General features: G+C 64.2%; 17 protein-coding genes. 3 read left to right on the top strand and 14 right to left on the bottom strand.

Annotation, left to right across the window (positions count from 1 at the left end):
- The first annotated feature begins 135 nt into the window (after positions 1–135).
- Complete coding sequence (locus NVS32_RS06620) at positions 136–753, top strand: YiiX/YebB-like N1pC/P60 family cysteine hydrolase (RefSeq protein WP_258499112.1); 618 nt, start codon at positions 136–138, stop codon at positions 751–753.
- 69 nt (positions 754–822) lie between these two features.
- Positions 823–1917, top strand: coding sequence for a hypothetical protein (locus NVS32_RS06615; protein ID WP_258499111.1), 1095 nt, complete (start codon positions 823–825; stop codon positions 1915–1917).
- On the opposite strand, the gene uvrC is transcribed toward NVS32_RS06615, so the two are convergent.
- The 14 genes from uvrC to uvrA all read right to left on the bottom strand — a co-directional run bounded on the left by uvrC (position 1914) and on the right by uvrA (position 18853).
- On the bottom strand, positions 1914–3893 hold the full coding sequence (gene uvrC, locus NVS32_RS06610) for an excinuclease ABC subunit UvrC (RefSeq protein WP_258499110.1): 1980 nt from the start codon (positions 3891–3893) through the stop codon (positions 1914–1916). The genes NVS32_RS06615 and uvrC overlap by 4 nt on opposite strands.
- Positions 3894–3930: 37 nt before the next feature.
- A complete protein-coding gene (locus tag NVS32_RS06605) occupies positions 3931–5193 on the bottom strand; it encodes a carboxylate--amine ligase (RefSeq protein WP_258499109.1) in 1263 nt (420 codons plus the stop codon).
- 23 nt (positions 5194–5216) lie between these two features.
- Entirely contained in the window at positions 5217–5540 is a 324-nt protein-coding gene (hisE, locus tag NVS32_RS06600) for a phosphoribosyl-ATP diphosphatase (RefSeq protein WP_258499108.1), read from the bottom strand.
- A 95-nt stretch (positions 5541–5635) separates the two neighbouring features.
- Positions 5636–6019, bottom strand: a complete 384-nt coding sequence (gene hisI, locus NVS32_RS06595) for a phosphoribosyl-AMP cyclohydrolase (RefSeq protein ID WP_258499107.1) — start codon at positions 6017–6019, stop codon at positions 5636–5638.
- A gap of 52 nt (positions 6020–6071) precedes the next feature.
- Complete coding sequence (gene hisF / locus NVS32_RS06590) at positions 6072–6839, bottom strand: imidazole glycerol phosphate synthase subunit HisF (RefSeq protein ID WP_059054819.1); 768 nt, start codon at positions 6837–6839, stop codon at positions 6072–6074.
- 350 nt (positions 6840–7189) lie between these two features.
- A complete protein-coding gene (locus NVS32_RS06585; protein WP_258499106.1) occupies positions 7190–7924 on the bottom strand; it encodes a 1-(5-phosphoribosyl)-5-[(5-phosphoribosylamino)methylideneamino]imidazole-4-carboxamide isomerase in 735 nt (244 codons plus the stop codon).
- Positions 7921–8634 carry an imidazole glycerol phosphate synthase subunit HisH gene (locus NVS32_RS06580; protein WP_258499105.1) on the bottom strand — a complete coding sequence of 238 codons (714 nt, stop codon included), beginning with the start codon at positions 8632–8634 and terminating at the stop codon, positions 7921–7923. Before NVS32_RS06580 ends, NVS32_RS06585 begins: the two co-directional genes overlap by 4 nt.
- Complete coding sequence (gene hisB, locus NVS32_RS06575) at positions 8634–9221, bottom strand: imidazoleglycerol-phosphate dehydratase HisB (RefSeq protein ID WP_258499104.1); 588 nt, start codon at positions 9219–9221, stop codon at positions 8634–8636. Before hisB ends, NVS32_RS06580 begins: the two co-directional genes overlap by 1 nt.
- 2 nt (positions 9222–9223) lie before the next feature.
- Entirely contained in the window at positions 9224–10315 is a 1092-nt protein-coding gene (gene hisC / locus NVS32_RS06570; protein ID WP_258499103.1) for a histidinol-phosphate transaminase, read from the bottom strand.
- 7 nt (positions 10316–10322) lie between these two features.
- Complete coding sequence (gene hisD / locus NVS32_RS06565; protein ID WP_258499102.1) at positions 10323–11723, bottom strand: histidinol dehydrogenase; 1401 nt, start codon at positions 11721–11723, stop codon at positions 10323–10325.
- A 2-nt stretch (positions 11724–11725) separates the two neighbouring features.
- Positions 11726–13396 carry an ATP phosphoribosyltransferase gene (hisG, locus tag NVS32_RS06560; protein ID WP_258499101.1) on the bottom strand — a complete coding sequence of 557 codons (1671 nt, stop codon included), beginning with the start codon at positions 13394–13396 and terminating at the stop codon, positions 11726–11728.
- Between the two features lie 374 nt (positions 13397–13770).
- On the bottom strand, positions 13771–15474 hold the full coding sequence (gene murJ / locus NVS32_RS06555; RefSeq protein WP_258499100.1) for a murein biosynthesis integral membrane protein MurJ: 1704 nt from the start codon (positions 15472–15474) through the stop codon (positions 13771–13773).
- Positions 15471–15974 carry a Cys-tRNA(Pro) deacylase gene (ybaK, locus tag NVS32_RS06550; protein WP_258499099.1) on the bottom strand — a complete coding sequence of 168 codons (504 nt, stop codon included), beginning with the start codon at positions 15972–15974 and terminating at the stop codon, positions 15471–15473. Before ybaK ends, murJ begins: the two co-directional genes overlap by 4 nt.
- Positions 15975–15976: 2 nt before the next feature.
- Positions 15977–18853, bottom strand: a complete 2877-nt coding sequence (gene uvrA / locus NVS32_RS06545; RefSeq protein WP_258499098.1) for an excinuclease ABC subunit UvrA — start codon at positions 18851–18853, stop codon at positions 15977–15979.
- Positions 18854–19453: 600 nt separating this feature from the next.
- On the opposite strand from uvrA, the gene NVS32_RS06540 reads away from it, so the two are divergent.
- Positions 19454–19969: a DUF5626 family protein gene (locus tag NVS32_RS06540; RefSeq protein ID WP_143712640.1), complete on the top strand. Its 516-nt coding sequence runs from the start codon at positions 19454–19456 to the stop codon at positions 19967–19969.
- Positions 19970–20103 lie beyond the last annotated feature (134 nt).

Raw genomic sequence — 20103 nt, 5'->3', positions numbered from 1 at the left:
GTCAGTCCCATATCAAACACGGAGGCGAGAGGAAGAGATAGATGGAACGGTACAAGCACCTCTGTCGACTAAAACGTCTCAGAAGTATCTCGGATCGATACGGCGAGAACATTCCTTATCCAAGAGGAGTTTGAGATGTACAAGAAGATGATTGCCGTTTTACCAATCCTCGTTGTTCTTCTCGCTATCAGTAGTTTTCACACCCCTGCAGTTGCATCAGAGCCACCCGCGAGAGATGTCCCCTCTGAAGAGGAGTTCGCGCCCTATTGGGAAGAGGCTGCACGTATGCCGATAATGTCCGATAAGGGACCAATGAGGCGCTTGGGAACCTACCCCACTCGCAAGGGAGTGATCCTTGTCACCGGGGACAAGTTTAAGTGGATTCCTTCTGGACATGCAGCTATCGTCTACTCTTCCTCAAGAGTTGTAGAGTCCACAGACCAAGGAGTCGTTTTTGGGTCAAATAACTGGGCATCCTCGAAGGGGGTCGTATACGGTCTAAACGTGAACGAGACGACCACGACACAAGATGCAGCAGCGGCCAACTGGTGTTATTCGCAGATTGGAAAGCCATACAACTACAATTTCTTCGATAGGGATACGCGTAGCTCTTTCTATTGTTCTCAGCTTGTGTGGGCTGCCTACAAAGACCTCTATGGAATTGACCTCGACACACCTGCCTGGGGTAATGCGGTCTACCCGGCAGAACTTGTTATGTCTTCGCATACGTCGACAATTTACTCTCAAGTATAGTCTGGCTTCACGGTGCACCCCGTTTATTCCATGGGGGTGCGCCTCCTTCACCCCTGACTGGAGACGCAGATGAAAAAGCGTGCCGCACTGCTGGTTGCATTTCTCGCATGCACTGCCACGGCGTTCTTCATCGTTTGGCTTGCCAGAAGAAACGTCTCCCCTGCCCCCACGGGACAGGCGTCCTTTGGCGTGATTGAGACACGGCAGTTCCAGGCGCGTAGCCGAATCATTCTCTATGACAGCGAGCTCGACGAACTCGGCGATCTGCCGCTTGACTATGCCACGCTCGGATGTGACTGGAACCTCTCCCCCGTCTATGACGGCACGCTTTATGTTATCCCTCAAGGCTACACAACCAAGCGCGACGAGAAGACGGTGCTCGGCGTGGACCTGGATGACCTTTCCGTGACCCGCTACGGCGTCGATCAGATAAACCTCTATGGAGTCTGCGCAGACGATGACTATATCTTTACCTGCAGCAACCTCAACAACGTCTCGCACATATGCCGCATTGACCGGCAAACGGGCGATGTCACTGACATTGAGGAGACGGACACCTACATCGAATCCCTCTGCCTTTACGGCGGGAAGCTGTATGCCTTCTCAACGGGAAGTCCCCTCTCGCCTGATGCGCCAGACGAGTCCACATCGTGGATCAGCATCTACGGCCGAGACCTCAATCTGATGGACACCGTAACCACGACTAAGCTTGGATCCGGTCGTTATCGGCCCGTTGCCGCAGGCGACCTGCTCTTCTTTGCGAATTGGGAAGATACCTCGGGGCAAGTCCCATCGACGCAGCTCGGCATCTACCACACCGACACGGGCATGCTCGAATCGAAGGAATTCGATACGGCCGTGCTTGATGCCCTCCCCTGGAATGGCTACGTGCTCCTCCTCTTTGGAGACATTCATAGCGAGAGCCCGACCACAGCCGCGCTCTACGACCCCGCAACGTGGGAACCGCTCTCGGAAGAGCACAACCTTACCTGCACCGCCATGCAGAGCTGCATCTCTGGCGACACGCTCTACGTTGTGGGCGCCGATCGCGAGCTCCTCTCGTTTGACCTGACAGACAATCTGTCTCCGCTTGGCCGCTCCACCGTGAGCCACATCGACGGAGACTTTAGCTACATCTCCGGAATGTTTGCGGTCCCCGACTAACGGGCCTTCTCCGCCACCGTCTGGGCCTCCTCGTCCCAGACGCGCAGGGCGTCGTAGACCGCCTGCGCCACCTCGGCGGGCACGCCCGGAACCTGGGCGATGTCCTCCACGCTCGCAGCACGCAAGCGCTTGAGCGAGCCAAAGCGGCGCATGATGGCCCGCTTGCGCTTGGGGCCCACGCCCGGCACGTCGTCGAGCACCGAGACGGTCATGGCCTTGTCGCGCAGCTCGCGGTGGAAGGTGATGGCAAAGCGGTGCGACTCATCGCGCACCTGCTTGATGAGGTAGAGCGAGGCCGAGCCCGAGGGCAGCACCACGGGCGTCTCGTCCCAGGGGACAAAGACCTCCTCGTCAGACTTGGCAAGGCCGCACACGGGGATGTCCAGTCCCAGCGAGGAGAGCTGCTCCATGGCAGCCGTGAGCTGGGGCTTGCCGCCGTCGACCACCAGCAGGTCCGGGCGCGATCCAAAGCGCTCGTCGGCCATGCGCTCGGGCGCGTAGCGGCGGGCGAGAACCTCCGACATGCTCACGAAGTCGTTCGCCTCGGTGAGCGGCGTCTGGATCTTGAAGCGCCGGTACTGGGACTTGTCGGGACGGCCGTTGGTGAAGACGACCATGGAGGCAACCGTGAAGTGGCCGTGGAGCGTCGAGATGTCGAAGCACTCGATGCGCATGGGCGGCGCGTCGAGGGCAAGCGCGCTCTCGAGCTGCAGCAACGCCTGGTTGGTGCGGTCGTCCGCGTAGCCCGTGCGCACCATGTAGCGCATGAGCGCATGGCGGGCGTTGGCGGCCGCCATGTCCAGGAGGTGGCGCTTCTCGCCGCGCTGCGGGTGATGGATGTGGCAGGCGCGCCCGCGCTTCTCGGCAAGCCATTCCGAGAGGAGCTCGGCGTCCGGCAGGTCTACGTCCACGTCCACCTCGGAGGGGATGTCTGCCGTCTCGTCGTAGTAGCGCTTGAGGAAGCCGCCCTGCAGCTCGACCTCCCCCACGTCCGCACCCTTGTCGAGAATGAACTCGACGGTGCGCACCGTGCGGCCCTCGCGCACCACAAAGACGCACGCCGCGCTGATGGTCTCCTCGCGGTAGAAGCCAATGAGGTCAAGCGAGACGTCCGAGGAGAACATGACCTGCTGGCGATCGTCCAAGGCGTTCAGGCTCTCGAGGCGCGCCTTGAGGCGGCCCGCACGCTCGAAGTCGAGGTCCGTGGCGGCCTCGCGCATCTGCTCCTCCACGGCCGAGACCACGTGCGAGCGGCGCCCGGCGAGAAAGTCCTCGACCTGACGCACGTGCTTGGCGTACTCGACGGTGTCGATGGCGCCCACGCAGACGCCCGGCCCCTTGCCCATGTGGTAGTCGAAGCAGGGCCGCCCCGTGCGGGCAAGCGCCAGGTTGGCCACGGCCGCCTCGTCAGGGCGGCGCTCCAACTCGCGACGACAGCGCTTCCACTCCGCGCACGTGGCTATGCAGATGGGAACGACCTTGCGCAGCGTGTCGATGGTGTCTCGTGCGGCGTGGGCGTCGGTGTAGGGCCCAAAGTAGCGCGTGCCCTTGCGGTGGTGCTCGCGCGTGTACTTGATGGCCGGGAACACGTCCGACTCGGTGATGGCAATGTAGGGGTAGCTCTTGTCGTCCTTGAAGTCCACGTTGAAGTACGGGTGATACTGGGCGATGAGGTTGCGCTCGAGCACGAGGGCCTCGTGCTCGGAGCCCACCACGATGTAGTCGAACGACCGCACGACCTGCATCATGAGGGGGATCTTGTCGCGGTCGTCCTGGAGCGTCACGTACTGACGCAGGCGAGCACGCAGGTTTTTGGCCTTGCCCACGTAGACGACCTGTCCGCGCGCGTCCTTCCAGAGGTAGCAGCCGGGGTCGGTGGGCGCGTCGTCCACCTGGCGACGCAACTCGGGCAGGCTCTCGTCAAGCGAACGCGCGTCATCGAAGTCGGGGCGGGCACCGGGGTCACGGATTGTCATGGCACGCTATGCCTTCCTGCGCTGGAGCGCCCAACCGTCACGGCTGGTCCGGCTCGGGGAGGTAGCGCTTGAACTTAGAGACCTGATGCTCGAAGTTGACCCGCGCCCAGAAGCGCTGGGAGAAGGAGTCCTCGGGCCAGTCGAGAGCAAAGCTCGCGGTGTGGTTGTCATAGGCAGCAAGCACGCGCTCCTTCACGGGCACGTTGGGCATGCAGCGCTCGATCACAGCCTTGGGGACGCCCACGTAAGCCCAGTCGCCCTTGGGCTCCACGGGCTCAGGGTTCACGCCGAGAATGGCGTCTTCCACCTGAATCTGGGCATAGTTGATGCCCGAGAGGAGCACGAGCCACGAGCTGCGGCCGGGACGGGCGTTGACCTCGAGGAAGCGGTAGCTGCCGTCGCGCGCGTCGTACTTGGCGTCAAAGCAGCACATGCCGTGGTAGCCTACCTTCTTGAGGAAGCGCGCGGCCGAGGAGGTCATCTCCTCGTTTGGCTCGGGGACGATGGCAGCGGCGTTTCCGATGGCGCTGGGGTGGTGGTCCTCGAGGCCAACGTGGCAGCAGACCGTAAATACAGGGTTGGAGTCCTTGTCGACGTAGCAGTAGAGGGCATACATGTGGGAGTCGCCGCCCGGGACAAACTCCTGCACGATGAGGCTGTCGTCGTAGCAGGACTCCTGGAGTGCCGTGTAGACCCGGCGCAGCTCCTCCGGCGTCTGGATGACGAAGACCTTCTTCTTGCCCTCGAACTCCGCATAGTGGTAGTGGGCCGAGTTGGACGGCTTGGCCACCAGCGGGTAGGTGAAGCCCTCGTCGTTGGGAACGGCGCCCTTGAGCGAGCAGTCGAGGAAGCGCGTCTTGGGGTAGGCCATGCCCACCTGCTCGCACACCTCGTAGAAGTTCTGCTTCTGCGTGACAAAGTCGAGCACGTCAAAGTCCACGACAGGCGTGTAGTACCAGCGCTCGAGCTCCGGCTTGTGCTTCGAGACGATGCGCGCGTAGAAGTCGCCGCAGGTCACGAGGAAGGGCACGCGTCCCTCGACGCAAAGCTGGTCGCCCACGCGCTTGAGCAGCGGGATGAGGACCTCCTCGGAGTCGACGCCCTCCTCCACGTGGTAGTTAGCGAACTTGGTGCGCGAGATGGACTTGATGTCCGAGCCCGCGTAGATGATCGAGCGAACGTGGTAGGCCTCCCAGAAGGCGCGGACATACGCGTAGCAGGAGTAGTCTGCCCCCAGGATGACCGGCTGGATCTTCTTGGCAAGCTCGTCTCTGTCTGTGACCTTGGGCCTCTGCGCCATGCTTGGGTTACCTCCGGTTCTGCCTACTTGCGGCGGGCGTCAAGCTCGCCGGCCAGCTCATTGAGGGTGATGCCGTACTTCTCGGCAACCACGAGCATGTGGTAGAGAAGGTCGCCCATCTCGTAGCGGATGTGGTCGTGGTCCTCGTCCTTGCAAGCCATGATGATCTCCGAGGACTCCTCGGCGAGCTTGGAGAGCAGCTTGTCGCCCTTCTCGGGCGTGAGGAGGCGCGCCGTGTAGGACTCCTCCGGGGACGCCGAGGCGGCACGCTCGTGGATGACGGCGGCAAGCCCCTCCAGGGTCTCCCCGATGTTTCCGTCCTGCACGTTTGCGGTTCTGACGCCCATCTGTTCTCCTTTGGTCTGTGCGAGCAACCTACCCCAGTGTACGGCAAGGGCGCCCGCGGAATGTGCAGGCAACGTAGCGCTTGGGGGCACGGAGCTCAGACGAGAGGAACCTCACGGAAGAAGCAGCTGCGGTGTCCCGTGTGGCAGGCGGGACCGGGCGAGTCAACCACGTAGACGAGGGTGTCTGCGTCGCAGTCCACAAGGATGCGGCGCACCTGCTGCATGTTGCCGCTGGTAGCACCCTTGTTCCAGAGCTCCTTGCGCGAACGCGACCAGAACCAGCTGGTACGCGTCTTGAGGGTGAGGTCCAGGGCCTCGTGGTTGGCCCAGGCGACCATGAGCACCTCGCCCGTGCCCTCCTGCTGCACCACCACGGGCACAAGACCGTGGGCGTCAAAGCTCACGCAGCCGGGAAAGTCGTCACAGGGCTGCGTGGGCTCGCCGGCATAGGTTGGCGAGACGTGCGAAGCATCTGTCATGGTTCTTGCTCCTTCTCGTACAGGTGTTGCGGATAGCGGAGCGCAAGGTGCGCTAGAAGTCGAGCCTCACCGGGATGCCTTGGCTCGCCATGTACTCCTTCACCTGACGCACCGTGTACGTACCAAAGTGGAAGACGCTCGCGGCGAGAACGGCGTCGGCCTCGCCCTCGATGATGCCCTCGGCAAAGTGTTCGAGCGTGCCAACGCCGCCCGAGGCGATTACGGGGATGCTCACGGCACGAGAGACTGCGCGGGTGAGCGGGATGTCGAAGCCATCCTTGGTGCCGTCACGGTCCATGCTCGTGAGAAGAATCTCTCCGGCGCCGCGGCGTGCGGCCTCCTCGGCCCACTCGACGGCGTCGATGCCCGTGGGGATGCGGCCTCCGGCAAGGTAGACCTCCCACTTGTCGCCCGGACCCACCTGCTTGGCGTCTATGGCCACGACCACGGCCTGGCTGCCAAAGGCGCTGGCAGCGCGCGTGATGAGGGTAGGGTCGCGCACGGCTGCCGAGTTGATGGAGACCTTGTCGGCGCCCGCCGAGACCATCACGCGGCAGCCCTCGACGTCGCGGAAGCCGCCGCCCACGGTATAGGGGATGTGCAGCTGGCTTGCCGCGCGAGAGGCCAGGTCCACCGTAGTGGAGCGATCATCCGAGGTTGCGGTGATGTCGAGGAAGACAACCTCGTCCGCGCCTTCGCGGTCGTACTTGGCGGCAAGCTCCACGGGGTCGCCGGCGTCGCGTAGGTCGACGAAGTTGACGCCCTTAACGACGCGGCCGTCCTTGACGTCCAAACAGGGGATGACCCTCTTTGTCAGCATGGTTACTTCCCTTCGATGGGAGCCCCTTCGCGCCTCTCTCAAAGTTCGGCGCTCGCCGCCCTTGGGGCGGCTCGCTCGCTTCGCGACTCACTTTGCGAGAGGCGCGAAGGGGCTATTACACGAAACTAACGCGTTAAGAGGGTCATCCCCTGACTGGAGCCTGGGACCAGGGCCCGACCTTCCAAAAGAACAAAAGAACAGAAGCCAAGCGACGTTGCGCGAGGGCGCGCTGCCTGCGCGTGGCCGTTTCGAGGTCTGCCGGCCCTCCTGCTAGGCGAATCGCGCAGCGAGCGAGCCGCCAAAGGCGGCGAGCGCTGAGCCGGGCAGGAGGGCCGGCAGACCCCCACTGTCTACCCGCACGCGGCGAGAGCGTCCTCGAGCGTGAGCGCGCCCTCATACAACGCGCGCCCCGTTATGCAGCCCTCAACCACCTGTGGGCCCAGCGCGGCAAGCGAACGCACGTCGTCCACGCTGGCAATGCCACCCGAGGCCACCACGGGAAAGCCTGCAACTTCGGCGATGTGCCTGTACGCCGCGGGGTCGACGCCCGTCTGCATGCCGTCGCGCGCGATGTCAGTGAAGACAAGATGGCGAAAGCCCATCTTAGCAAGACTGGAAACAAGGTCGTCCGCTGCAAGCGAGCCGCCCTCGCGCCAGCCGTTCACGCGCACCACGCCGTCCTTCGCGGCGACGTCTGCCACCGCCATGTCGCCAAACTCGCTCGCCGCCTGGCGGGCAAATGCGGGGTTACGCACGAGCGCGGTGCCAATGGCGATGCGCCGCACGCCCAGCCCCGCAAGCCGGCGCATGGCCTCGATGGAGCGCACGCCGCCTCCGGCATCGACCGAAAGCCCCTCGACCTGGCAGATTGCGCGTATCGCCTGGGCGTTAGCCTCGCGGGCTGCCTCGTCCTCGCCAAGCGCGCTCGAGAGGTCTACCACGTGCACCCAGCTGGCACCGCGGGCGAGAAAGTCGCGGGCCACGGAGGCCGGGCTATCCGAATAGACGTCCATGCGCGAGCGGTCACCGTTCGCAAGACGCACCACACGGCCGCCAACCAGGTCGATTGCCGGGAAGAGGATCATCGGACGCCCCCAGCCCTCACGATGTCGACGAAGTTGGAGAGAATGACAAGGCCCGTTGCCGAGGACTTCTCGGGATGGAACTGCACACCAAGGACGGGACCCCGGGCAACGGCAGAGCCAAAGCTCCGCGCGTAGTGCGTGCGGGCAGCAACCAGCGTTGGGTCGACATCGTCAGCCAGCGCGTAGGAGTGCGTGAAGTAGAAGTTCGCACCTGAGGGCACGCCTCGCAGAAGCTGCGCTCTCTCGCCAACCTCGGTTGGGTAGACCTGGTCCCACCCCACGTGCGGCACCTTGAGCCTCCCCGAGCGCAGCCGCGTGACAGAACCGGGGAAGTAGCCCAGTCCGGCGACCCAGCGGTCGTCTCCAGGCGTGCCGGCGGCGACGGGCTCCTCGTTCTCGTGCGGGAGGCCCCTCTCGCCAGAGCGCTCTTCGCCACGGGAAAAGAGGAGCTGGAGACCCAGGCAGATGCCCAGGAAGGGAACGCCACGACCAAGCGCGTCGAGGATTGCCTCACCCTGGCCGGAGGCATTCACGTATTCCATGGCGCTCTCGAAGCTCCCCACGCCGGGAAGCACAAGGCCAGAGGCAACGGAAATGTCCTCGGGCGCGTCCGAGATGACCGCCTCGCCTCCCACGGCGGCAAGGCCGTGCTGGACGGAGAGGAGGTTGCCCTTGTGGTAGTCGATGACGACGATCTTTGCGGATGCCATCAGAGCGCCCCCTTCGTGGACGGGATGCCCTCCACACGCGGGTCCGGCTCGACGGCGGCCCGGAGGGCGCGGGCGAACGACTTGAACGTGGCCTCGAGGATGTGGTGTGCGTTCTCGCCGGCAACCTCGCGCAGGTGAACGGTCATGCCGGCGTCACGCGCCAGGCCGCAGAAGAACTCGTGCCCCAGCTCGGTGTCAAAGGTGCCCACCTTCTGCGGGCCAATGGGCACGTCCCAAAAGAGCTCGCCACGGCCGGAGATGTCAACGGCCGCCATGATCAGGGCCTCGTCGAGAGGGACCAGCGCATCGCCAAAGCGGCGGATGCTGCGCTTGTCGCCCAGCGCCTGGTGGAGCGCCTGTCCCAGCACGATGCCGGTGTCCTCAACGGTGTGGTGGTCATCCACCCAGGTGTCACCCTTCACGTGCACCGTGAGGTCCACGAGCGAGTGGCGCGAGAGCGCCGTGAGCATGTGGTCGAAGAAGCCCACCCCCGTCGAGATGTCCGAGGTACCGGTACCGTCAAGGTTCACCGTGACCTCAATCGATGTCTCGGCGGTCTGCCGAGAGACGCTTGCCACGCGTGCCATGGTCATTCCCCCTTCAGGATGGACGTGAGTGCCGCGACCACAAGGTCGTTCTCCTCGGGCTTGCCCACGGTGATGCGTAGGCAGTCCTCGAGGCCGGGCGTGGACGAGAAGTCCCTCACCAGTATGGAGTGCTCGTCGCGCAGGCGGCACCACACCTCGTGGGCGTGCGGCACGCGGACGCAGAGGAAGTTTGCCTGCCTGGGCCACACGCGCACGTCCAGCGGCGCGAGGCCACCCAGCATGTTGGAGAGGCGACCGCGGTCCTGGCGTATGGCCTGGATGGCAGGCTGGAACGCGTCGCGGTGCGTGACGGCGGCAAGGGCTGCGGCCTGGTCGAGCACGCTCACCGAGTAGGGCTGCCGCACGGCGGCAAGCGCCGCCACCACCGCAGGGCTTGCCAGCACGTAGCCCACACGGGCACCTGCCAGCGCAAACGCCTTGGAGAAGGTGTGCAGCACGGCCAGGTTCTGGTACTCGTCAAGCAGGTCCTCGACGGTCGAGCCCGGGTCTGCGAACTCGATGTAGGCCTCGTCCACAAGCACGATGCCCGGGCACGCCTCGCAGAGCCTGCGCACGCCCTCGCGAGGGAAGAGGTCGCCCGTGGGGTTGTTGGGCGAGGTCACGACCACGAGCGTCGCCGTGCGCGCGGCCTCTACCAGCGCGTCCACGTTGGGGGCAAAGTCCTTCTCGCGCGGAACCTCCACCACGGGAGTCTCGACCATGGAAGCGTAGAGGCCGTAGACCGAGAAGGTGGGCGGGCAGCTCACAAGGGCATGCCCCGCGCCGCCAAACGCCAGGAAGAGGTTGAAGAGCAGCTCGTCGCCGCCGTTGCCAACAATCACCTGCTCGGGCGCCACGCCATGCCACGCGGCAAGCTGGTTGCGCAGCTCGCCGCCAAGGGGCACGGGGTAGCGGTTCCAGGCGGCCTCGGTCACGGCCTTGGCGAGCACCGGCGCCACCTCGGGCGGGATGCCGTAGTTGTTCTCGTTTGCCGAGAGGATCACATCGACGGGCGAGAAGGCCGGGTCGTAGGGCTCGAGCGCCGCCGCGGACGGCCGCATGAGCGCGCGGACCTCTGGTGTGATGCCTGTCATCTCTCCCCTATCCCTCGTATCCCGGCAGCTTGGGCACGCCCGGTTCGTCGAGCGTGCGCGGCCACGCGGCGTGCGTGGCATCCTCGCAGGCAGCAGAGGCATCCGCGAAGCCCCTCTCGCCCTCCTTGGCCAGCTTCACGCGCAGGCCAGCGGAGAGCGCATGCGCCCAGAGGCCCTCGGCCTGGGCCATGGCCTGGACGGCAGGAGCATCCGCAAGAAGACCCTGCGGCGTGTAGGAGATAACGCTCGAGCGCTTCTGGAAGTCGTAGACGCCCAGGGGGTTGGAGAAGCGCGCCGTGCCGCCGGTGGGAAGCGTGTGATCGGGGCCGGCAACGTAGTCGCCCAGGGGCTCCGAGCTCCAGGCGCCCACAAAGATGGCGCCCGCATTGCGCACCGAGCCCAGGAGCGACATGGCGTCCTCGCAGTGCAGCTCGAGGTGCTCCGGCGCCACCACGTTCACGGCCTCCACGGCGTCTGCCAGCGTTGCGGCAACAACCACCACGCCGCGGTCGTCAAGCGAGGCGCGGGTGATCTTCTCGCGCGGGCTCTGCGAGACCAAGCGCTCCACGGCGTCGAGAACGCGGTCCGGAAGCGCGGGGTCGCAGGTCACGAGGTAGCAGGAAGCCATGGGGTCGTGCTCGGCCTGGGCCATGAGGTCCGCCGCAACCACAACGGGGTCCGCCGAGGCATCCGCCAGGACGCAGACCTCGGACGGGCCGGCGATCATGTCGATGCCCACGTCACCGGAGACGTGGCGCTTGGCGGCCGCCACGTAGGCGTTGCCGGGACCCACGACCTTGTCGACGCGGGGGATGGACTCGGTGCCGTATGCCACAGCGCCAATCGCCTGGGCACCTCCCACGGCGTAGACCTCGTCGACGCCAGCCACGGAGGCCGCGGCCAAGGTATAGGCAGAGAGCGTGCCGTCGTGCTGGGGCGGCGTCACCATGACAACGCGACCCACGCCGGCCACCTTTGCCGGGATGGCGTCCATGAGCACGGTCGAGGGGTACTGCGCGCGGCCGCCGGGCACGTAGATGGCCACGGAGTCGAGCGGCGTCACCTTGACGCCCAGGATGGTGCCGTCGGGGCGCGTCTCGAACCAGGAGTTCTCGCGCTGGCGCTCGTGGAACTCGCGGATCTGGCGGTAGGCGCGGCGCAGGGACGAGAGGAACTCCGCATCCACTATGCTGGGGGCAGCGTCCACCAGCTCCTGCGGGACGCGGAACTCGCTGGGGCAGGCGCCGTCGAAGCGCTGGCAATACTCGCGAACGGCTGCGTCGCCCCTCTCGCGCACGTCATCCACGATGGCTGCGGCGCTCTCCATCACCTCACGAGGAAGCGCCCCCGAGCGATTGAGGTCTGCCTGCGTGAGCACCTGTCCGGCGGCAAGCGTGATCCTTCTCAAAGCTACTCCCCTCCCGCGACCTCGGCGAGACGAGTCGCCAGGTCGCGAATCCTCTTGTCGCAACGGTATGCGGCCGGGCCCGCGAAGAAGCGGGCGGCGCACTCCATGACCTCATCCACCACAACCAGGTCGTTCTCGCGGAGCGTGGTTCCCGTTGCCGTGATGTCCACGATGCGGTCGGTCATGCCCACGATGGGGCCAAGCTCGATGTTTCCGTGCAGGGTCACAATGTCCACCTGCTGGCCAATTGAGTCGTAGTAGGCCTGCGTGATGCGCGGGTACTTGGTGGCCACGCGCACGGTGCCGCGCCAGGCGTAGTTGCGCTCGGCGAGGCCCGCCTTGGAGCGCGGCTCGGCAACCACAAAGCGGCAGCCGCCAAAGCCCAGGTCGACGAGCTGGAGCACGTCCATGTTGGCCTCCACGAGCGAGTCACGCCCGCAGATGCCGCAGTCGCAGCCGCCGTGGCCCACGAAGGCAGGCGCGTCCTGGGCGCGCACGATCACGTACTCAACGTCGCCCTCGCGCACCGTGAGCTGGCGGCCGGGGTCACGCAGGCCCTCCACGGGCAGCCCCGCAGCCTCCAGGACGCGGATGGTGTCCTTGAGGAGCGACCCCTTGGGGACGGCAATGCGCAGGGGCCTCTCGGCAAGCCTCACGCCGGGGGTGACCACGCCCGACTCTCCCGGCTCGCCCAGAATCTCCTGCAGGCGCTCGAGCGAGAGCGCAAAGCCGCAGGCAGCAGTGCCTTCACGCCCCAAGTTGGTGAGAACCGCGTCGTAGCGGCCGCCAGAGGCAAGCGAGGCCGCGATGCCCTCGGCGTAGCCCTTGAAGATGATGCCCGTGTAGTAGTCGAAGGAGTTGATGATCGAGAAGTCAAAGGAGGCGCGGCCATCGGCAAAGAGGTCCGAGAGCGAGTCAACCAGATGCGAGAGTTCCGCGGTGCCGCGGGCGTCCTTCTCGACACCCGCCTCGTCGAGCAGCGCGTTGAGCGCGGGGACCACCTCGGTGCCGCCCACCAGGCGCGGGATGCGGCAGATGGCGCGTGCCGCGGCGGGCTCCAGCTCCCCTGCTGCAGCGGCCTTCTCGACCAGCTCGTCCAGAGAGACAAAGTCTGAGTCGTGCACCAGGGCAAGTGCCTCCTCGCGGAAGCGCGCGCTGGGTGCGCAGGTGTCGAGCAGGGCCTTGAGCGGCTTGACAGAGCCCAGCACGATGCGCCACGCGGGCACGTCAAGCGCGACGAGCGTCTCGGCGAGAAGGTCCACGACCTCGTGCTCGGCGGCGGCGCCATCACCACCCACAAGCTCCACGCCTAGCTGCGTGAACTGGCGCGGCTGGCCCTTGAGCGAGGACTCCTCGCGCACGACGGGCGCCTCGTAGCGAAGGCGCACGGGCAGGCGGTCCGGGCTCACGCGCGTGGCGACCATGCGCGCGATGGGCAGCGTGAGATCCGGGCGCAGCGTGAGGAGGCTCCCGTCCACGTCGAAGAGCTGGAACGGCAGGCCCTTGATGCGGCCGGCCCGCTCGAGGGCGTCGCGCGACTCCAAGAGCGGCGTCTCAACCGGAAGGTATCCATGCGACGAGAAGACCTCGCGCACGATGCCGGAGATGCGCTCGCGCGCGAGCGCCTCCTGAGGAAGGATGTCACGGAACCCGCTTGGTGTGCCTGCTATCACGCCTGCCCCTCTCCCCTTTTCGTACGTAGAGCATACCGCTCTGCCACGACGGAAATTGCCGCGCGCGTTGTGTGGCGCGCCGTCGTCTCTCGTGCGTTGTCCTTCTCGTGCGTTGTCACTTTAGCATACTAAAGTGCACAGGGCAGCGTACGGCCATCGCTCACAGAGCGTTAACGCTCCATTCATATGGGGAGAGTACAGCGGCAGGGCGCGAGGGCTCGTGCTCGAGTCGCCGGAAGCCCCGTTTTGTTGCGTTTTTCGCCATTTGACGCCCATCGGCGATTATTAGTCGCCGGAAAGGCCTCCATGATGCAAGCTGCAACAAAACGTGCCCTCCGGCGACCGTTATGAGACAAAGGGACAGTCCCTTTGTCTCATCCGCGCCGGCGCGTGAAGCGGGCGAGAACGGACTTGATGAAGTGCGCCTCGGGCACCTTGAACAGGATGGCAAGGCCATACGTGACCAGCACAGAGGGGATGCCCGCCACTGCGCAGTACAGCAGCGCCAGGAAAGTGTGCCCCTCGCAGCTACCAACAAACGACGAGAGTGCCCAGAGGATCGCAATGCCCGCACCGGCGCCCGCCAGCCCAAAGACGACCGACTTCACGAAAGACTTCAGCACCGAGCCAAAGCCCACGCGCCCCAGCGAGGAACGCAGGTTCACGATGGTCACAACGTCGACGAGCAGGAAGAAGACAAAGGACGTCAGCGCAATCACAAACATGGAGCCCGTCTCGCCGAACCATACGGGGTTGAGCAACAACAGCTCGGCAACCTGCCCGGCACCGCCCACGACGTTTGCCAGCGCGTAGACCCTCATCTGGCGCATGGACGAGGTCACCTTCTGGAAGTACATGCCAATGCCGTAGAACGGCAGCGCGCAAGCAAGGCCGCAGATGTAGGCAGCAGTCATGGAGAGCTGGTCGGCGGTGAACTTGCCAGCCGCAACGAGCGACGCCAGCGGCATGGAGAAGGCAATGAGGTACATGCCAAACGGCACCATGAAGAAGAGGATCTGGCTCATGCCGGAGGTGACGCCGCGCTTGAAGCCGTCGATGTCGTTGTGCGCAAAGCGGTCGGAGAGCTCGGTGAACATGGCCGTGGTGATGGGGACGGCGAGAATGGCGTAGGGCAGCGTGTACCACAGACGCGCGTAGTAGATGACGGATGCGCCAGAAACCGAGACGGAAAGCGATGTGCTCTGCTGCACCGACGTGGTGACAAACGACGTGATCATGACCACCAGCGAGGGAATGCCAATGGAGAGCGTATCCTTGAGCGCCGGGTCGTGCCAGTCGATGTGCCACGTGAGGTGGATGCCGTGCTTGCGAAGTGACGGCATCTGGACCAGCACCTGCACGGCCACGCCGGCAGGGTTGCCAATGGCCAGAATCAGCGTGGCCAGCGTGGGGTTCACGTTCACCAGCGCCGCGTAGAGCAAGAACGACGCGGTGATGACAAAGTTGTTGAAAATCGAGCTGGCACTGCTCCAGAAGTAGTCCCTCTCGGCGTTGAGCACGCCCGAGAAGATCGAGGAGAGCGAGTAGAGCACGACCTCCACCACGAAGAACCTAAAGAGGTAGGTGGCGAAGTCCGCGTCAAAGTCGCTGGTAGCCGAGAAGGACTGCGTCCACACGAGCTGCGCAGCAAAGATGAACCCGAGAACGGCCACGGCTCCCATGAGCAGCGTGACGATGGAGACGAGGTTCGACGTGTAGCGGCTGGCGCCCTCCTCGCCCTCGCGCTGCTTGACCGACATGTAGACCGGCAAAAACGCCGTGACCAGCATGCCGCCTACGACAATCTCGTACAGCTGATTGGGCAGGTTGTTGGCCACGGAGTAGCAGCTAGCCACCATCCCGGCACCAAGCGCGAAGCTCTGGCCCCAGGTACGGAAGAAGCCCGTGATGCGGCTTACGATAACGAGGAAGCTCATGAGGGCGGCGTTGCGGCCAACCTGGTTCTTGGTGGACTCGGCCGCCTTGCTGCCCGTGGAAGTCTCACCCGTCACGCTAGGCGCAGGTCGCTTCTCGCCGGTAGCCATGTGCTTCGGCGTCCAGCCTTGCGTGTCGCTCACCTGGTCTCCTCTCGGCAGATGTCAGCGTACTTGGCGTCGCAGAAGGCGAGAAGGTCATCGGGGGCAAGGCGCAGGGAGAGCCCACGCCTGCCGCCCGAGATGCCAATCGTGTCGAAGAGCTGGGCCGTCTCGTCAATGAGCGTGGGAAAACGCTTCTTCATGCCCACGGGCGAGCAGCCCCCGCGCACGTAGCCCGTGAGACCTTCGAGCTCCTTGGTGGGAAGCATCGAGAGGCTCTTCTCGCCAGCCGCAGCCGCTGCCTTCTTGAAGTCGAGCTCCTCGCCCACGGGAATGCAGCACACCACGTAGGTGCCGGAGGACGCCACCGTGATCAGCGTCTTGAACGAGGACGCCGGGTCGACGCCGGCCTCGAGCGCCATGCGCAGGCCCAGACCTCGCGTGAGGTCGTCCTCCTCGAGCTCCTGGTACGTGAAGGAGACGCCCGCGCGCTCAAGCTCGCGCATGGCGTTGGTCTTCTGGAACTTCTCGCGCTTTGCCATGGCTACTCCTCCCCCGCCGCCAGTCGTGCGCGGTCGCGCTCGAGAATGCGGGCCAGGTAGCGGCCCGTGTAGCTCTGGGGGACCTTGGCGACCTCCTCGGGCGTGCCGTAGGCCACGATGGTACCGCCGCCATCTCCGCCCTCGGGACCAAGATCGAGCACACGGTCGGCCATCTTGATCACGTCGAGGTTGTGCTCGATGACAAGGACGGTGTTGCCGGCGTCCACCAGGCGCTCGAGCACGTCGATGAGCTGGCGGACGTCCTCGAAGTGTAGGCCCGTCGTGGGCTCGTCGAGGATGTAGAAGGTCTTGCCCGTCTGCTGGCGGTGGAGCTCCTTGGCCAACTTCACCCGCTGAGCCTCCCCGCCGGAGAGCGTGGTAGCACTCTGACCCAGGTGGATGTAACCCAGCCCCACATCGTGCAGGGTCTGCAGCTTGTTCTTAATGCGCGGGATGTTGGTGAAGAAGGCCAGGGCCTCGTTCACCGTCATGACCAGCACGTCAGAGATGGACTTACCGTGGTAGGTGACCTCGAGCGTCTCCCTGTTGTAGCGCTTGCCGTGGCAGACCTCGCAGGGCACGTAGACGTCGGGCAGGAAGTTCATTTCGATCTTGATCTGTCCGTCGCCCTTGCACGCCTCGCATCGGCCGCCAGGCACGTTGAACGAGAAGCGACCGGGACTGTAGCCGCGCGCGCGGCTCTCGGGCGTGGAGGCAAAGAGGGCGCGAAGGTCATCCCAGAGACCGATGTAGGTTGCGGGGTTGGAGCGCGGCGTGCGACCGATAGGGCTCTGGTCAATATCGATGACCTTGTCGACGAGCTCGACGCCCTCAAGCTTCTTGTACGGGCCAACGGGACGCTTGGAGCGCTGGACCGCGTTGGTGAGCGCCGGCGCCAGCGTGTCGGTGACGAGCGAGCTCTTGCCCGAGCCCGAGACGCCTGTGACCACGGTGAGCGTGCCCAGCTCGACCTTGGCGGTTACGTTCTTGAGGTTGTTCGCGCTGGCACCCGTAATCTTGATCGCACCGCGTCCGGGGTTGCGGCGCTCCTCCGGAAGACGGATCTGGTGTCGCCCTGTGAGGTATGCGCCGGTAAGGGAGTCCGGGTTCGCCTCGATCTGCTGTGGCGTTCCGGCGGCTACCACGTGTCCGCCCAGCTCGCCTGCGCCGGGACCCATGTCGATCACGTAATCCGCGGCGAGGATGGTGTCCTCGTCGTGCTCGACCACAATCACCGTGTTGCCCATGTCACGCAGGCTCTTGAGAGTTGCGATGAGGCGGTCGTTGTCGCGCTGGTGAAGGCCGATCGACGGCTCGTCCAGGATGTAGAGCACACCCATGAGACCGGCGCCAATCTGGGTGGCAAGGCGGATGCGCTGCGCTTCTCCGCCAGAAAGCGTCGCCGCGGCACGGCTGAGCGTGAGGTAGTCGAGGCCCACGTTCACCATGAAACGCAGGCGCGCCTTGACCTCCTTCACGATGGGACCGGCGATTGCCTGCTGGCGCTCGGGAATCTCGAGCGCCTCGAAGAAGGCCAGGCAGTCACGGCATGAGAGGTCGCAGACCTCGTTGATGTTCTTGTCGCCCACCGTAACGGCCAGGATTTCGGGCTTCAGGCGCGCTCCGTGGCACGTGGGGCAGGGCACCTCGTGGATGAAGCGCTCGAGGTGCGTCTTCATGGTCTCCGAGGTGGTCTCCTGGTACTTGTCGAAGAGAATCTTGCGCACGCCGGAGTACGTGGTGAACCAGTGCGTGTTGCGGCCATCGCGGGTGCGGTAGTCCACGCGAATCTTGGTGGTGCCCAGACCGTCGAGAAGTGCCTTCTGCACCTTCTTTGGCAGGTCCTTCCAGGGCGTTTGGTCCGAGGCGCCAAGGTGCGCGCAGACGGCGGAGAGAATCTGCGGGTAGTAGTTGGAGTGCCCGAAAATCGACCCAAAGACGCCACCGGCAACGGAGAGCGAGGGGTCGTCGATAAGGGCCTCGGCGTCCACGACCTTGCGGAACCCCAGGCCGTCGCAGTCGGGGCAGGCGCCATAGGGCGCGTTGAACGAGAAGTCGCGCGGCTGCAGGTCGTCGATCGAGTGCCCGTGGATGGGGCAGGCCAGGGCCAGCGAGTACTGCAACAGCTCCCCGGGCATGGCCTCGGGGTCATCACGGTCGGGCAGGAGGTAGACGCCCACCTTGCCGGCGGCCAGCTTGGTCGCCTGCTCGATGGCCTCAACAATACGGTTGAGGGAGTTCTCGCGAATCACGATGCGATCCACTACGACCTCGACCGTGTGCTTGAGCTTCTTCTCGAGACGGACCTCGCCGTCGAGCTCGCGGACCTCGCCGTCGATGCGCACGCGGCTAAAGCCCTCGCGGCGCAGGTCCTCGAAGAGCTTGGTGTACTCGCCCTTGCGGCCGAGGACCACAGGCGCAAGCACCAGCGCACGACGACCCTGCCCCTGCGCCAGGACCTTGTCGGCAACCTGGTCGGTTGTCTGGCGCTCGATCACGCGTCCGCACTCCGGGCAGTGGGGCACACCCACGCGCGCAAAGAGTAGGCGCAGGTAGTCGTAGATCTCGGTGACAGTGCCCACCGTGGAGCGCGGGTTTCTCGACGTCGTCTTCTGATCGATGGAGACCGCCGGCGAGAGGCCATCGATAGAGTCAAGGTCGGGCTTGTCCATCTTGCCCAGGAACTGGCGGGCGTAGCTCGAGAGGCTCTCGACGTAGCGACGCTGGCCCTCGGCGTAGATGGTGTCGAACGCGAGGCTCGACTTGCCCGAGCCAGAGAGGCCCGTGATAACCGTGAGCTTGTCGCGCGGGATGCGCACGTCGACGTTCTGCAGGTTGTGCTCGCGGGCGCCGCGTATGACTATGGAGTTGGATGCCATGTGAGGTGGCTCCCCTCGTTGTTGCTTGCGTATTTGGTGGCCGACTCTGCGGGCAAGCAGTAGATGCCGTTTCTCGCAGACAATTTTAGCCAGCCTTTGAGTTTAGCTAAGCGATGCCCCGGAGCACAGCCGAGACCTTCTCGCACACGTCGCGGCAACAATTCGTACGGTCAGCCGCCGCCTTCCCCTAGCCTCCTCTCCTCCCCTCTCATTTCCGCCCTTCGTTCTTTATCGGTTTCTGTGCAAGAGGAGCCACGTTTGCCCAGTTGGCGAGAGCGCCAACTCTCAGATACCGATAAAGAATGGAACGGTGGAGAGGGGCGGGGGTGGGGGCGGAGGCGGAGAAGTGAGGAGGAAAGGCCCCGCCCTGCTGAATTAGTGATACCTACGCCGCAAGGAGTCCAGCATCAAACGCTAACCGAGAGCGCGTCGAGCACGAGAACGGCAGACATTACAATCGTTGCAGGAGGTGATGAACCCCAAATACAAGCACCTGGCCAATGGGGCCAGGCGCTACACAAGACAAACTAGCCGGGAAGCCCCTCTGTTACTTGCACCATTTGTCATGACGCAGGCAATCTCTTATGTCAGGAGGCACGGATGAATCAATACAGACGTAGGTATTGCATTCTTTTCACTCTGGCTCTGACAGTTTTTCTTGGCGGCATGTGTGGGCCAGCCGTTGCAAATGCAAGTGAGCCCGATGGTCGAGAGACAGTCGAAGCAACCTTTGATCTCGAGCTGAATCAGCCACAGTCAGAGACTGTTTATCTCTCTGATGGCAGGACGGCAGAAATCGGTATTCGCCCAGCATCGGCGATTCGCCCGTTGTGGGATTCATACTATGACAACGCATCTGGCAACTGGGAGATTTACTACAACTCCCCTATAATCTACCGCCATTTTTATATCACTATTAGTAACCACGCAATTACTAACGCTCATAGCCCTTCCTATACCACTTTCCTCTGCACAGTTTCGGGAGAGAGCTTCAATTGGGGGAGTACCCACGCAACTTATCGGTTGAATGTTGACACTGTGGGCGGAATGGGATCGACAGTAGCAGTTCTCCAGGCACTGATGGAAGGCACAACCCTGCACACGTATGCCAACTAGGAGGCGAGGCTATGAAATACGCAGGCCTGGGTGCGCCTGAGCCACTGATTATTGCGTGCGTTGCCATAGTGGTTGTGGCTCTCCTGCTTGTCGTACGTTCAATCACCAAGAAGCGATAGGTTAGTACCCAAGAA

The organism is Tractidigestivibacter montrealensis (assembly GCF_024741235.1).
Classification (GTDB): Bacteria; Actinomycetota; Coriobacteriia; order Coriobacteriales; family Atopobiaceae; genus Tractidigestivibacter; species Tractidigestivibacter montrealensis.
Note: the sequence above shows the minus strand (reverse complement) of the source record. Positions and strands in the feature narration are given on the sequence as shown.

Bases quoted from the DNA above. Each gene is read 5' to 3' on its own strand.
- NVS32_RS06540 (WP_143712640.1), top strand. From the start codon at position 19,454: ATGAATCAATACAGACGTAGGTATTGCATTCTTTTCACTCTGGCTCTG.
- ybaK (WP_258499099.1), bottom strand. From the start codon at position 15,974: ATGGCAAAGCGCGAGAAGTTCCAGAAGACCAACGCCATGCGCGAGCTT.
- NVS32_RS06585 (WP_258499106.1), bottom strand. From the start codon at position 7,924: ATGATCCTCTTCCCGGCAATCGACCTGGTTGGCGGCCGTGTGGTGCGT.
- NVS32_RS06620 (WP_258499112.1), top strand. From the start codon at position 136: ATGTACAAGAAGATGATTGCCGTTTTACCAATCCTCGTTGTTCTTCTC.
- hisE (WP_258499108.1), bottom strand. From the start codon at position 5,540: ATGGGCGTCAGAACCGCAAACGTGCAGGACGGAAACATCGGGGAGACC.
- NVS32_RS06580 (WP_258499105.1), bottom strand. From the start codon at position 8,634: ATGGCATCCGCAAAGATCGTCGTCATCGACTACCACAAGGGCAACCTC.
- hisI (WP_258499107.1), bottom strand. From the start codon at position 6,019: ATGACAGATGCTTCGCACGTCTCGCCAACCTATGCCGGCGAGCCCACG.
- uvrA (WP_258499098.1), bottom strand. From the start codon at position 18,853: ATGGCATCCAACTCCATAGTCATACGCGGCGCCCGCGAGCACAACCTG.
- NVS32_RS06605 (WP_258499109.1), bottom strand. From the start codon at position 5,193: ATGGCGCAGAGGCCCAAGGTCACAGACAGAGACGAGCTTGCCAAGAAG.
- hisF (WP_059054819.1), bottom strand. From the start codon at position 6,839: ATGCTGACAAAGAGGGTCATCCCCTGTTTGGACGTCAAGGACGGCCGC.
- hisC (WP_258499103.1), bottom strand. From the start codon at position 10,315: ATGACAGGCATCACACCAGAGGTCCGCGCGCTCATGCGGCCGTCCGCG.
- NVS32_RS06615 (WP_258499111.1), top strand. From the start codon at position 823: ATGAAAAAGCGTGCCGCACTGCTGGTTGCATTTCTCGCATGCACTGCC.
- uvrC (WP_258499110.1), bottom strand. From the start codon at position 3,893: ATGACAATCCGTGACCCCGGTGCCCGCCCCGACTTCGATGACGCGCGT.
- hisB (WP_258499104.1), bottom strand. From the start codon at position 9,221: ATGGCACGCGTGGCAAGCGTCTCTCGGCAGACCGCCGAGACATCGATT.